10 protein-coding genes, 1 pseudogene and 2 riboswitches are annotated in these 13391 nt (G+C 74.3%); of the genes and pseudogenes, 9 read left to right on the top strand and 2 right to left on the bottom strand.

From position 1 onward, the window contains the following. Nucleotides 1-2 precede the first annotated feature (2 nt). Together HNR10_RS14890 and HNR10_RS14885 are read right to left on the bottom strand one after the other, a co-directional pair. Nucleotides 3-1262 (bottom strand): FAD-binding protein, encoded by a 1260-nt coding sequence (locus HNR10_RS14890; protein ID WP_179824090.1) that lies wholly within the window; start codon nucleotides 1260-1262, stop codon nucleotides 3-5. A 166-nt stretch (nucleotides 1263-1428) separates the two neighbouring features. Further along, nucleotides 1429-1797: a VOC family protein gene (locus HNR10_RS14885; RefSeq protein ID WP_179824088.1), complete on the bottom strand. Its 369-nt coding sequence runs from the start codon at nucleotides 1795-1797 to the stop codon at nucleotides 1429-1431. 184 nt (nucleotides 1798-1981) lie between these two features. Between HNR10_RS14885 and HNR10_RS14880 the strand changes: the two genes are divergently transcribed. The 9 genes and pseudogenes from HNR10_RS14880 (at nucleotide 1982) to HNR10_RS14845 (ending at nucleotide 13371) form a co-directional block, all read left to right on the top strand. Beyond that, complete coding sequence (locus tag HNR10_RS14880) at nucleotides 1982-2461, top strand: excalibur calcium-binding domain-containing protein (RefSeq protein ID WP_179824086.1); 480 nt, start codon at nucleotides 1982-1984, stop codon at nucleotides 2459-2461. Nucleotides 2462-2532: 71 nt separating this feature from the next. Then, nucleotides 2533-2746: riboswitch (cobalamin riboswitch) on the top strand. Between the two features lie 59 nt (nucleotides 2747-2805). Then, nucleotides 2806-3849: an ABC transporter substrate-binding protein gene (locus HNR10_RS14875; RefSeq protein WP_179824084.1), complete on the top strand. Its 1044-nt coding sequence runs from the start codon at nucleotides 2806-2808 to the stop codon at nucleotides 3847-3849. Beyond that, complete coding sequence (locus HNR10_RS14870; RefSeq protein ID WP_179824082.1) at nucleotides 3846-4862, top strand: FecCD family ABC transporter permease; 1017 nt, start codon at nucleotides 3846-3848, stop codon at nucleotides 4860-4862. Before HNR10_RS14875 ends, HNR10_RS14870 begins: the two co-directional genes overlap by 4 nt. Beyond that, nucleotides 4859-5671 carry an ABC transporter ATP-binding protein gene (locus HNR10_RS14865; RefSeq protein WP_179824080.1) on the top strand — a complete coding sequence of 271 codons (813 nt, stop codon included), beginning with the start codon at nucleotides 4859-4861 and terminating at the stop codon, nucleotides 5669-5671. The genes HNR10_RS14870 and HNR10_RS14865 overlap by 4 nt, the downstream gene beginning before the upstream one ends. Nucleotides 5672-5702: 31 nt before the next feature. Then, nucleotides 5703-5835, top strand: a riboswitch (cobalamin riboswitch). A gap of 35 nt (nucleotides 5836-5870) precedes the next feature. After that, a complete protein-coding gene (cobN, locus tag HNR10_RS14860) occupies nucleotides 5871-9551 on the top strand; it encodes a cobaltochelatase subunit CobN (RefSeq protein WP_179824077.1) in 3681 nt (1226 codons plus the stop codon). Further along, on the top strand, nucleotides 9548-10273 hold the full coding sequence (cobF, locus tag HNR10_RS14855) for a precorrin-6A synthase (deacetylating) (protein WP_179824075.1): 726 nt from the start codon (nucleotides 9548-9550) through the stop codon (nucleotides 10271-10273). Before cobN ends, cobF begins: the two co-directional genes overlap by 4 nt. After that, a pseudogene (locus HNR10_RS30780) lies at nucleotides 10234-11688 on the top strand (cobyric acid synthase); the annotation flags it as partial. The gene cobF and the pseudogene HNR10_RS30780, both read left to right, overlap by 40 nt. Before the next feature lie 267 nt (nucleotides 11689-11955). Then, entirely contained in the window at nucleotides 11956-12675 is a 720-nt protein-coding gene (locus HNR10_RS30775; protein WP_218898655.1) for a cobalt-precorrin-6A reductase, read from the top strand. 96 nt (nucleotides 12676-12771) lie between these two features. Then, the gene (locus HNR10_RS14845) at nucleotides 12772-13371 is read left to right on the top strand and encodes a Uma2 family endonuclease (protein ID WP_179829749.1); all 600 of its coding nucleotides are present in this window, start codon (nucleotides 12772-12774) and stop codon (nucleotides 13369-13371) included. Nucleotides 13372-13391 lie beyond the last annotated feature (20 nt).

Below are 13391 nucleotides of genomic sequence, written 5' to 3'. Positions count from 1 at the left end.
CCTCACACCCGCGGGAAGAGGGCGTCGGTGAAGGCGTTGCGGAACTTCCCGTCCGGGTCGAGGTCACGCGCCAGGCGCCCGAAGTCCGCGCCGCGCTCGTAGCCGCCGATGACCTCCGCCGGGGCCAGCGCGGTGAGCTTGCCCCAGTGCGGCCGCGCGCCCAGCGGCACGAGTCGTTCCTCCACGGCGGACAGGACGGGCAGCACGGTCGCCGGGTCCTTGCGCCAGGTGAAGTGGAAGGCGACGGTGTCCCGGCCGTACGCGGGGCTCAGCCACAGGTCGTCGGCGCGGATCGTGCGCACCTCCGAGATGTGCAGTGCCGGGGCGATCAGGTGCCCGATCCCGCGCAGCGCGGCGAAGGCGGCCGGGGCCGCGTCCCGGGGAAGGTAGAGCTCGGACTGCAGTTCGTCGCCCGCGCTCGGGGGCAGCTCGGGCCGGAAGTGCGGCAGGCGCTCGAACCAGGGCCCGACCGTGCCCAGCTGCTCGGTGCTGGGTTCGGGCGGCATGCCCGGAACCGGGTGCATCGGACCGGTCGCGGGCCGTCCGCCGTGCCAGTCGCCGGCCGGCCGGTCGGTGCGGTTCTTGAGCCACACGTCCCCCTCGCCGGCGTGCCAGTCGGTGAAGAGGCTGACGCTGGTGGCCGCACCGAACACGTCGTCGATCCGCTCGGCCACCTCGTCCAGGGGCACCCCGATCCGCACCCGCTGGGTCATCTCGTAGGCGGGCTCGATCTCCAGGGTGAGCCGTGTGACGACGCCGAGCGCGCCGAGGGCGACCACGGTTCCGGGGAAGATCTCCGGATCGGCGTCGCGGCTCAGCCACCGCAGGTCGCCGTCCGGTCCGACCAGCTCCAGGGCGCGGACGGCGGCGGACAGGCAGCGGTGCCCGTCACCGGACCCGTGGGTGCCGGTCGCGCAGGAGCCCGCGACGGAGATGTGCGGTAGCGAGGCCAGGTTGGCCAGCGCGTGGCCCTCGCGGTGCAGGGCGGCGGCCAGGTCGGCGTAGCGCAGGCCGCCGGAGACGGTGACGGTCGAGGCGTCCGGGTCGACCTCGGTCACCACGGGAAGGCCGTCCAGCCGCACGAGGTCGCGGTCGGAGTCGGCGACGAGGTTGAAGGAGTGGCCGCTGCCGAGGGCGCGGATCCCGGTGCTGTCCCGGACGAGCCGGCGCAGCTCGTCGACGGTCGTGGGCCGGTGCACCCGCGGACTGGCGAAGGTGACGTTCCCGGCCCAGTTGCGGAGCAGAGCGTGCGACGTGGGCATGAGCCCTCCGAAGGAGAGAGGTGTCGTGTCCCGGTTCCCGAGGCGCCGCCGCGAGGGGACGGCCTCCGGGAGGATAGCGGTCGCGCCGGACCGGCACGACGGCTGGGGCCCCGTTAATGTGAGCGCTCACATCCGCTGGCGCGCCACCGCTCGCGCGCCCGTGCCGTCACCGGGAGAACTCCAGGCAGAACGGGTGCCCCACCGGGTCGGCGTAGACCCGGAAGAGGTCGTCGGGATCGTCCTCGACCCGCGCGAGCGGGGTGGCGCCGAGGTCCAGCACGCGCGCTTCGGCGGCGTCGATGTCGTCCACCCACACGTCGAAGTGCATCTGCTGGGGCCGCTCCGGGTCGGGCCACGCGGGCGGCCGGTGGTCGGGGACCCGCTGGAAGGCGATCCGTGGCAACTCGTCCCCGGCGAGTACCACCCAGTCGTCCACGCGCTCGGTGACGGGCAGGCCCAGGAGTTCGGAGTAGAAGCCGGCGAGGGCCTCCGGGTCGGGGCAGTCGATGGCGACGGTGCGCAGGCGTCCGATCATGGCGGCAGGATCCCACGCCGTACCCCGTCCGGAAAGGATCCCCGGCGCCCGCGGGTCGGCCCGCCGTCGCGGGCGCCGACCGGGACCTTCGGCCGTGGCGCCGACGGCCGCGCGGGAGTAGCGTCCTGCTCCCAGGGCGCCCGCTCCGCCGTGGTCCACCCCCAGCCCACGGACGGAACACGCGATGACGAACCTCCCTCCCCAGTTCAACGCCCCGCGGCCGCGCACCGGCCCCACCCCGGCCCAGATCGTCGGTGTCGGCTGTGCCGGCTGCCTCGGCGTCGGCGTCCTGCTGGTGCTCTTCACCGGATGCGTGTCGGCGCTCTCCGAGGGTTCCGGCGCCGGCGCACCGGGCGCGGTGGCCACGGTCACCGCCACCGAGAGGGCCACCGAGGAGGTCGAGACGGTGGCCACCGAGACGGTCACGGCGACCGAGGAGGTGGAGGTCGAGGTGACGGTCACCGAGACGGAGACGGCCGCGGCCGATCCGGCGGACACGGGAGGGGGCTCCGGCACCGGCGGGGACTCGGACAGCGGCGGCGGAAGCGCGTACTACGACAACTGCACCGCCGCCCGCGAAGCGGGGGCGGCCCCGGTCCGCCGGGGCGACCCCGGCTACGGCCCCCACCTGGACCGCGACGGCGACGGCGTCGGCTGCGAGTAGCCCCGCCCGGCCGTCCCGCCCACCCCGCCCGGCCGGCGCCGGGAGCCCCGGAACGCGGCGAGGCGGGGCCTTGGTAGCCTGCCGGAGCCAGTCGTACCACGCCAGTGGTCAGGGAATCCGGTGCGAATCCGGAACTGACGCGCAGCGGTGAGGGGGACGGGCGGGGTACTTTGCGCCACTGGGGCGAGACCGCGGCGACCACTGCGTCGACGCGGAACCGGCCTGGGAAGGCACCCCGTCCGGGTGAACCCGAGTCCGAAGACCTGCTGGCCCCTCCGCGTCGAGTGCGCGGAGGGCATCCATGCCAGGCTCCGCGTTCGAGCCCCGACATCCGAGGCATCCCCATGCTGCGTTCCGCGCTCCGCCCCCTCGCCCTCCTCCTCGCGCCGCCCCTCCTCCTGACCGCCTGCGGCCCGTCCGCGGACGGGCGGGACGACGGAACGGGCTCCGGCTCCGGCTCCGGCGCCGCCACGACGACCGACAACTGCGGGCACGAGGTGAGCGTCGACGCCCCGCCCGAACGCGTCGTCTCCCTCAACCAGGGCACCACCGAGATCCTGCTCTCCCTCGGCCTGGAGGACCGCGTCATCGGCACCGCCACCTGGACCGACCCGATCATGGAGGGCCTGGAGGAGGCCAACGAGGGCATTCCCCGGCTCGCCGACGACAACCCCTCCTTCGAGGCGGTGCTCGACGCCGAACCCGACTTCGTGACCGCCTCCTTCGTCTCCACCCTCGGCACCGGCGGCGTCGCCACCCGCGAGCAGTTCGAGGAGCTGGGCGTGCCCACCTACGTCTCCCCGACCGACTGCGCCGCCGGCAAGGACAACGAGAGCGGGGGCGACGGCTCCCGCAGCGAACCGCTCACGCTCGACGCGGTCTACGGCGAGATCCACGACCTCGCCCGGATCTTCGGTGTCGAGGAGCGCGGGGACGCGCTCGTCGCCGAACTCGAAGGCCGGGTGGACGCGGCGACCGCGGACCTGGACGCCTCCGACGCCTCCCTCATGTACTGGTTCGCCAACTCCGAGTCGCCCTACCTCGCCGGGTGCTGCGGCGCCCCCGGCGCCATCACCCGGGCGGTCGGCGCGCGCAACGCGTTCGACGACACCCACGACGAGTGGCCGCAGATCAACTGGGAGACCGTGGCCGAACGCGACCCCGACGTCATCGTGCTCGGTGACCTGACCCGCGAGTCCCAGACGGCCGAGTCCGCCGACGCCAAGATCGAGTTCCTGGAGTCCGGTCCCGCCACCCGCGACCTCACCGCGGTCCGGGAGGGCCGGTACATCCTGCTCAGCGGCCAGGCCATGAACCCCTCGATCCGCACGGTCGAGGGGATCGAACTCGTCGCCGCCGGTCTGCGGGACCTCGGGTTCACCCAGTGAGGGGCGCCCGTCAGGCGCTGCTCACCACTGGCGGACTCGTGCTCCTGGCGGCCTCGGTCGCGGTCGCCGTGACCATCGGCCCCGCCGACATCTCGACGGCCGACGTCTGGCGTTCGGCGTCCGCGCGACTGGGGGTGGGCGACAGCCCCCTGACCCCGTTGCGCGAGGGCATCGTGTGGAACCTGCGCATGCCCCGTACCCTGCTCGCCGCGGTGTGCGGCGCGGGACTGGCCCTGTGCGGCGCCGTCATGCAGTCCCTGCTGCGCAACCCCCTCGCCGACCCCTTCGTGCTCGGGGTCTCCTCCGGTGCCTCGACCGGGGCGGTGGCCGTCATCGTCCTCGGCTGGGGCGCGGGCGTGGTGTCGCTGTCGGCCGGAGCCTTCGCCGGAGCGGTGCTCTCCTTCGCGATGGTGGTGCTGCTCGCCCAGAGCCTCGGCCCGACCATGGACCGCGTGGTGCTGTCCGGGGTCGCGGCCATGCAGCTGTTCGGGGCGCTGACCTCGTTCATCGTGCTGACCTCCGCGGACGCCGAGACCACCCGGGGCGTCCTGTTCTGGCTGCTGGGCTCGCTCGGCGGCGCCGGATGGGCGGACGTGGCCCTGTGCGCGGCCGTGCTGGCCGCCGTGCTCGCCGTCTGCCTCGCCCACACCACCACCCTGGACGCGTTCGCGTTCGGCGAGGAGGCCGCGGCGAACCTCGGCGTCCGGGTGGTCAGGGCCCGCCTGCTGCTCCTGACCGCCACCGCCCTGCTCACCGCGGCCCTGGTCAGCTCGGCCGGGGCGATCGGCTTCGTGGGCCTGGTCCTGCCGCACGCGGCCCGCGCGCTCACGGGATCCGCCCACGCCCGGCTCCTGCCCGTGACGGCGCTGAGCGGCGCCGTCTTCCTCGTCTGGGTGGACACCGCCGCGCGCACCGTCCTGGACCCCCAGGAGATCCCGGTGGGCGTGATGACGTCCCTCATCGGCGTGCCCGCCTTCATCGCCGTGCTGTACCGAGTCAGGAGGACGACATGACCGACGCAGAACCGGCCGTGGCCGACCGCGCCGCCCTGGCCGATGAACGGGAGACGGGTCTGCGCGCCTCGCGCGTGAGCCGGATGATCGGCGGAAGGCTGATCCTCGACGGTGTCACCGTCGCCCCGCGCACCGGCGAGACCATCGGGCTGCTCGGCCCCAACGGCTCGGGCAAGTCGACGCTGCTGCGGCTGCTCAGCGGGGTGCTCACGCCCTCCTCCGGTGTGGTGACCCTGGACGGCCTGCCGCTCGCCCGGACCGCGCGCCGCTCCGCCGCCCGGCGGGTGGCCGCCGTCGAGCAGAACGCGCACACCCAGACCGAGCTGACCGTCCGCGACGTCGTGGCCCTGGGCCGGATCCCGCACCGCCGCGCCTGGGCGCCCATGTCCGCCGCCGACCTGGCCGCCGTGGCGGCGGCCCTGGAACGCGCCGGCCTCACCGACCTGGCCGACCGGTCCTGGCACACGCTCTCGGGCGGGGAGCGCCAGCGCGCCCAGATCGCCCGCGCCCTGGCGCAGGAGCCCACGGAGCTGCTGCTCGACGAGCCGACCAACCACCTCGACATCCAGTACCAGCTCGACCTGATGGAGCTGGTCGCGGGACTGCCGGTCACCACCGTCATCGCCATGCACGACCTCAACCTGGCCGCCATGTACTGCGACCGGCTCGTGGTGCTGCGCGGCGGCCGGGTCGTCACCGAGGGCACCCCGGACGCGGTGCTGACCCCGTCCCTCATCGGGGAGGTCTACGGCGTGCGCGCGGAGGTCGACGCGGGGCCCGGGTACCCGGTCATCCGGTTCCTGCGGTGAGGCGGCCCGGGAGTCACCCGCCACAGCGCGGACGGCGGCGGACCGTTAGGGTGTGGATCCTTCGCTCGAGGCGCAGGAACCCGGTGCGAGTCCGGGGCGGTTCCGCCACTGTGACACCCCGACCAGGGGTGCAGCCAGACACTGGCCTCGAACGTTCCTACCGCCGATGGGGCGAGAACCCCGAGGGAGGATTCCGGCCATGACGGTACGGATCGCTCTGCTGTCCACGTCCGACACCGACCTGCTCTCCGCGCGCGCCAGCGGCGCCGACTACGTGTGGGCGAACCCGTCCCGCGCCTCCGACACCGAGCTCACCGCCGCCGTCGAGGGCGCCGACCTCGTCGTGGTGCGCCTGCTCGGCTCACCGCACGACCTGTGGCCGGGCCTGGCCGCCGTCCGTGAGCGGGGCACGCCCCTGGTCGTGCTGAGCGGCGAACAGCAGCCCAGCGCCGAGCTGATGGAGCACTCCACCGTCCCCATCGGCCTGGCGGCCGACGCCCACCGCTACCTCGCGCAGGGCGGACCCGCCAACCTCGGCCGCCTGCACGCCTTCCTCTCCGACACCGTGCTGCTGACCGGCGAGGGCTTCGACCCGCCCGCCCCCGTCCCGCAGTGGGGCCTCGCCCACCCGTCACCCGCCAACGCCCGGGAGAGCGCTTCGCGCGGAGAACGGGCTACCACCCTCAACGGACGCCTTCGGCGCAGCTCCTCCTCCACGCGGGAGCAGCCCCTGGACTCGTCGCTGCCGCGCGTGGGCATCCTCTACTACCGGGCGCACGAGGCCGGCGGCAACACCGCGTTCGCGCACGCCCTGGCCGACGCCGTCGACGCGACCGGGCAGGCCGTGGGCGTCCCGGTCTTCGCCGGGTCCCTGCGCTCGGCGCCCGACGAGCTCTACGAGGCGCTGCGCGCGTTCGACGTCCTGGTCGTCACCGTCCTGGCCGCCGGCGGCAGCGTGCCCGCCTCCGCGAGCGCCGGCGGCGACGACGAGGCGTGGGACGTGGAGCGGATGGCGGCGCTGGACGTCCCCGTCCTCCAGGGACTGTGCCTGACCAGCTCCCGCGCCGAGTGGGAGGCCTCCGACGACGGCGTCACCCCGCTCGACTCGGCGAGCCAGATCGCCATCCCCGAGTTCGACGGCCGGATCATCACCGTGCCCTTCTCCTTCAAGGAGATCGACCGCGACGGACTGCCCCGCTACGTCGCCGACCCCGAGCGCTGCGCCCGCCTGGCCGGGATCGCGGCCGCCCACGCCCGGTTGCGGCACGTCCCCCCGGCGGAGAAGCGGATCGCGGTCGTGCTGTCGGCCTACCCCACCAAGCACTCGCGCATCGGCAACGCCGTCGGCCTCGACACCCCCCGCTCGCTGGTCCGCCTGCTGCGCCGTCTGCGCGACGAGGGCCATGACCTGGGAGAGCCCGGCGACCTGCCCGGACTCGACCTGGAGGACGACACCGAGGCCGGCGACGCGCTGATCCACGCCCTGATCGCGGCGGGCGGACAGGACGAGGACTGGCTCACCTCCGTCCAGCTGACTGACGCGCAGGTCCGGATCACGCCCGAGCAGTACGCCGCCTGGACCGAGGACCTGCCCGCGGCCCTGAAGGACGCAATGACCGAGGCGTGGGGGCCCGCCCCCGGCCGCCTCTACGTCAACGACGAGGGCGAACTCGTCCTCGCCGCGCTGCGCGCCGGCAACGTCGTCGTCCTGGTCCAGCCGCCGCGCGGCTTCGGCGAGAACCCCATCGCGATCTACCACGACCCCGACCTGCCGCCGAGCCACCACTACCTGGCCGCCTACCGCTGGCTGGAGCACGGCTTCGGCGCCCACGCCGTCGTGCACCTGGGCAAACACGGCTCGCTGGAGTGGCTGCCCGGCAAGAACGCCGCGCTGTCGGCCTCCTGCGCCACCGACGCCGTGCTCGGCGGCCTGCCGCTCGTCTACCCGTTCCTGGTCAACGACCCCGGTGAGGGCGCCCAGGCCAAGCGCCGCGCCCACGCCACCGTCGTCGACCACCTCATCCCGCCGATGGCGCGTGCGGAGAGCTACGGCGACATCGCGCGCCTGGAGCAGCTGCTCGACGAGCACGCCAACATCGCGGCCATGGACCCGGCCAAGCTGCCCGCGGTCCGCGGCGAGATCTGGTCCCTGATGCGCGCGGCCGAACTGCACCGCGACCTCGGCCTGGAGGAGCGGCCCGACGACGAGGAGTTCGACGACTTCCTGCTCCACGTCGACGGCTGGCTGTGCGAGATCAAGGACGCCCAGATCCGCGACGGCCTGCACGTGCTCGGCGAGGCTCCGGCGGGCGAGGCCAGGGTCAACCTGGTCCTGTCCGTCCTGCGGGCCGCCCAGGTCTGGGGAGGGGTGGGCGCGGCGGTTCCCGGCCTGCGCTCCGCCCTCGGCCTCAAGGACGAGGCGCCGGCCCGTGAGGTCGACGAGGTGGAGGCCGCGGCCCGCGCCCTCGTGGAGCGCATGGAGGCCGCGGACTGGGACCCGGCCGCCGCGGCCGGCCTGCACGACGACCCCGGTGTGCGCGCCGTCCTGGAGTTCGCCGCCACCCAGGTGGTCCCGCGCCTGGCCCGCACCACCGACGAACTCGACCACACCGTCCACGCCCTGTCCGGCGGCTTCGTCCCGGCGGGCCCGTCCGGGTCCCCGCTGCGCGGCCTGGTCAACGTGCTCCCGACCGGCCGCAACTTCTACACCGTCGACCCCCGCGCCGTCCCCTCCCGGCTCGCCTGGCAGACCGGGCAGGCGATGGCCGACTCCCTACTGCGCCGCCACCTGGAGGAGACCGGGACTTACCCCGAGTCGGTCGGGCTGTCCGTGTGGGGCACCTCCGCGATGCGCACCTCCGGCGACGACATCGCCGAGGTGCTCGCGCTGCTCGGCGTCCGCCCGGAGTGGGACGAGGCCTCCCGCCGCGTCTCCCGGCTCGACGTGGTCCCGCTGGAGGAGCTGGGCCGCCCGCGCGTGGACGTCACCGTCCGCATCTCCGGCTTCTTCCGCGACGCGTTCCCGCACGTCGTCGCCATGCTGGACGACGCCGTGCGGCTCGTCGCCGACCTCGACGAGCCCGAGGACCAGAACTTCGTCCGCGCCCACACCCGCGCCGACCTGGAGGAGCACGGCGACCACCGCCGCGCCACCACCCGGGTCTTCGGCTCCGCGCCCGGCTCCTACGGCGCCGGCATCCTCCAGTTGGTCGAGTCCGGCACCTGGCGCGACGACAACGACCTCGCCGAGGTCTACACGGCCTGGGGCGGCTTCGCCTACGGCCGCGGGCTCGACGGCACCCCGGCCGCCGACGACATGCGCGCCAACTACCGCCGGATCAAGGTCGCCGCGAAGAACGTCGACAGCGCCGAGCACGACATCGCCGACTCCGACGACTACTTCCAGTACCACGGCGGCATGATCGCCACCGTCCGCGCCCTCACTGGCACCGACCCCCGGGCCTACGTCGGCGACTCCACCTCGCCCGACGCGATCCGCACCCGCACCCTCACCGAGGAGACCGCCCGCGTGTTCCGGGCGCGGGTGGTCAACCCGCGCTGGATCTCCGCCATGCGCCGCCACGGCTACAAGGGCGCGTTCGAGCTGGCCGCCACCGTCGACTACCTCTTCGGCTTCGACGCCACCGCCGGGGTCGTCCACGACTGGATGTACGAGAAGCTCGCGGCCGAGTACGTCATGGACGAGGAGACCCGGGAGTTCCTGCGCCGGTCCAACCCGTGGGCGCTGCACGGCATCGTCGAGCGGCTGCACGAGGCCGCCCGGCGCGGGCTCTGGGCCGAGCCGGACCAGGCGACCCTCGACGCCCTCACGGAGGTCTACCTGGAGGTCGAGGGCGACCTGGAGGACCGGGCCGAATGAGGGTACGGATCCTGGGCATCGGCATGGGGCCGCGGCACCTGACCCAGGAGGTCGCCGGGGCCCTGCGCGGCTGCGACTACGCGGTGGCCGCCCGCAAGCGCGACGACGACGGGCTGCTCGCCCTGCGCCGCGCGGTCTGCGACGCCCACGGCGTCCCCCTGGTCGCCGTGCCCGACCCGGAACGCGACCGCGACGACCCCGCCGACTATCCGGCGGCGGTCGGCTCCTGGCACGAGGCCCGGGTCGCCGCCTACGAGAGGGTGCTCGGCGAGCGCGGCGGCACGGCGGCGTTCCTGGTGTGGGGCGATCCCTCCCTGTACGACTCCACCCTGCGGATCGTGGCGCGGATCGCCGAGCGCGGCGTCGTGCCGGTGGACTACGACGTGCTCCCCGGCGTCGCCGCGCCCCAGCTCCTGGCCGCGCGGCACCGGATCGTCCTGCACGAGGTGGGCCGCCCGGTGCACGTCACCCCCGCGCGCCGGCTGCGGGAGGCCGTCGACGCCGGGCAGGACAACATCGTCGTCATGCTCGGCGGCGCGCCCGCGTTCGAGGGGCTGGAACAGTGGTCGGTGTGGTGGGGCGCCAACCTGGGCACCGACACCGAGGCGCTGGTCGCGGGCCGGGTCGGCGACGTGCTGCCCGCGATCGCGGCGGCCCGCGCCCGGGCGCGGGAGAGGGCCGGATGGGTGATGGACACCGCGCTGCTACGGAGGACCACGTGAGCGGAACCGCAGGTGGCGGGCGGGGCGGGAGGCGGGCCGCGTCGCAGGCGTCCGCCGGGGGCGGCGGCCGGCGGGCCGGGCTCCTGGTCGCGGGAACCACCTCCGACGCGGGCAAGAGCGTCGTCACCACCGCCCTGTGCCGGGCGTTCGCGCGGCGCGGCCTGCGGGTGGCGCCGTACAAGGCCCAGAACATGTCGAACAACTCCATGGTCTGCCAGGGACCCGACGGCCGCACGGCGGAGATCGGGCGCGCCCAGTGGGTGCAGGCGGTGGCGGCCCGCGCCACGCCGGAGCCCGCCATGAACCCCGTGCTCCTGAAACCGGGCACCGACCGGCGCAGCCACGTCGTGCTGCTCGGCCACCCCGCCGGGGACGTCTCCTCCGCGAACTGGGAGGAGGGGCGCCGCCACCTCGCCGAGGCCGCGCACACGGCCTTCGACGACCTGGCCGGGCGCTACGACCTGGTGATCGCCGAAGGCGCGGGCAGCCCGGCCGAGATCAACCTCCGCGCGGGCGACTACGTCAACATGGGCCTGGCCCGCCACGCGGACCTGCCCGTCGTGGTCGTCGGCGACATCGACCGCGGCGGCGTGTTCGCGGCGCTCTACGGAACGGTGGGCCTGCTGGAGCCCGCCGACCAGGAGTTGGTCGCGGGCTTCGTCATCAACAAGTTCCGCGGGGACGTCGGCCTCCTCAAGCCGGGTCTGGCCGACCTCGAACGGCTCACCGGGCGCAGCGTGTACGGCACCCTGCCCTGGGACGCCGGGCTCTGGCTCGACTCCGAGGACGCCCTCGACCTGGAGGGCCGCCGTTCCCCGGGCACCGGCCGCCGCGTGGCGGTGGTGCGGCTGCCCCGGATCAGCAACTTCACCGACGTGGACGCCCTCGGCCTGGAACCCGGGCTCGACGTCGTCTTCGCCTCCGGGCCGCGCGACCTCGCCGACGCCGACCTCGTCGTCCTGCCCGGGACCCGGTCGACCCTCGCCGACCTGGCCTGGCTGCGCTCCCGCGGCCTGGACCGGGCGATCACCGAGCACGCCCGCCGCGGGCGCCCCGTGCTCGGGATCTGCGGCGGTTTCCAGATGCTCGGCCGCACCATCGCCGACCCGGACGGGATCGAGGCCGAGCCGGCCACCGCGGACGGCCTCGGGTTGCTCGACGTCCGGACCGACTTCACGGCGGAGAAGACCCTGCGCCTGCCGACCGGTACGGCCCTGGGCGCGCCGGCGCACGGCTACGAGATCCACCACGGGCGCGTCACACCCGCGGACTTCCTGGTCCGTGAGGGGAACGTCTTCGGCACCATGTGGCACGGCAGCCTGGAGGGCGACGCCTTCCGCGCCGCCTTCCTCGCCGAGACACTGGGCCTCGCGCCGTCCGGGACGTGCTTCGCCGACGCCCGGGAACGGCGTCTTGACCTGCTCGCCGACCTCGTGGAGGAGCACCTCGACGTCGACGCGCTGCTCACCCTCGCCCGCGAGGGCGCGCCCGCGGACCTCCCCCTGCTCGCTCCAGGCCCACCCGTCGCCCACCACCGCCCGGGAGCCGCTGCGCGGAGGGGTGGGGCACCCTCAACGGACGCCTTCGGCGCAGCCCTCGCACCCGTCGCCCACCACCGCTCAGGGGGCCGCTTCGCGGCGGAGGAGCCCCCTCAACGGACGCCTTCGGCGCAGACTCCTTCGATGAGACTCCTGCTCCTCGGGGGCACGTCCGAGGCCCGAGAGCTCGCCGCGCTGCTGGTCGAGGCCGGCATCGACGTCACCACGTCCCTCGCGGGCCGCGTCGCGCGCCCGCGCCTGCCGGTCGGCAGGGTCCGGACCGGCGGCTTCGGCGGCGTCCCCGGCCTGAGGGCGGCGCTCGCCGACTACGACGCGGTGGTGGACGCCACGCACCCCTTCGCCCTGGGCATGACCGCTAACGCGGCCGCCGCCTGCACGGACGTCCCCCTCCTGCGTCTGGAACGCCCGGGCTGGGACCCCGACCCGACATGGCTCTATGTCGACACGCACGAGGAGGCCGCGGCCACCGCCGCGTCGCTGGGCACGCGTCCCTTCCTCACGGTCGGCCGCCAGGAACTCGCGCGCTTCCTCCCGGCCCTCGACCGCCACGAGGCCCTGGTCCGCGTGGTGGACGTCCCCGACCTCGACCTGCCCGCCTCCTGGCGCCTGGTCACCAGTCGGGGGCCGTACACCCTCGACGGCGAACTCGACCTCCTGGGGGAGCACCGCGCCGACGCCCTGGTCACCAAGGACTCCGGCGGTACCTACACCTGGCCCAAGATGGCGGCCGCGCGGCGACTCGGCGTCCCGGTCATCGTGGTCCGCCGTCCCGCGGGCCCCCAGGGCGTCCCCACCGTCCACGACGTCCCGTCCGCCCTCGACTGGGTGACCGCCCGCACCTGACCCGCTTCCCCGGCGGCCAGGTCGGGCCGCGGCGCGCACGGCGTCCATGTCCACAAGGCCAGTGGAGGCGGGATGCCCCTCATCTACCATGTCAACATGACCGTCGCCGACCATCACCCGCCGCCCGTTCCGGAACCGCCCATCACTCCCGAACTGTTCGAGCGTCTCGCCGAGATCGCTCGCAACGAGGAGGGCGTCACCCTCGAACACATCAACGGAAAGGTCTGGGCTCACAAGGTGACCGACGGGGCTCACGGCGGAATCCTCATGTGGATGACGCGCCAGTTCATGGCGCACCGTCCGGACCTGGACCTCAACGTCACCGGCCAAGGTCTGAAGATCGACCCTTACCGAAAGGGACGCGCCCGCCCCGACGGCATGCTGTCTCCTGTCGGTCATTTCGACAGGTCCGGAGAATGGGCCGACCCCGACGGTGTCCTCGCGGTCGTCGAGGTGACCTCCTGGGATGCTGACACGCATGCCCGCGACCGAGTGGAGAAGCCCGTCGCCTACGCGGCCAGCGGCATCGGCGTGTACGTGCTGGTGGACCGCGAAGCCAACGCCGTGGTGGTGCACTCCCGGCCCGTGGGCGGCCGGTACCTGGACCGTTCGGAACACCCCTACGGGGAAGCGGTCGAGGTCCCGGGAACGGGGGTCGTCCTGGACACCGACGGGCTCAAGCGTTTCGCCCTCTGACGACATCCACGTGCCGTGGC

It is taken from the genome of Nocardiopsis aegyptia (assembly GCF_013410755.1).
Taxonomy (GTDB): Bacteria; Actinomycetota; Actinomycetes; order Streptosporangiales; family Streptosporangiaceae; genus Nocardiopsis; species Nocardiopsis aegyptia.
Note: the sequence above shows the minus strand (reverse complement) of the source record. Positions and strands in the feature narration are given on the sequence as shown.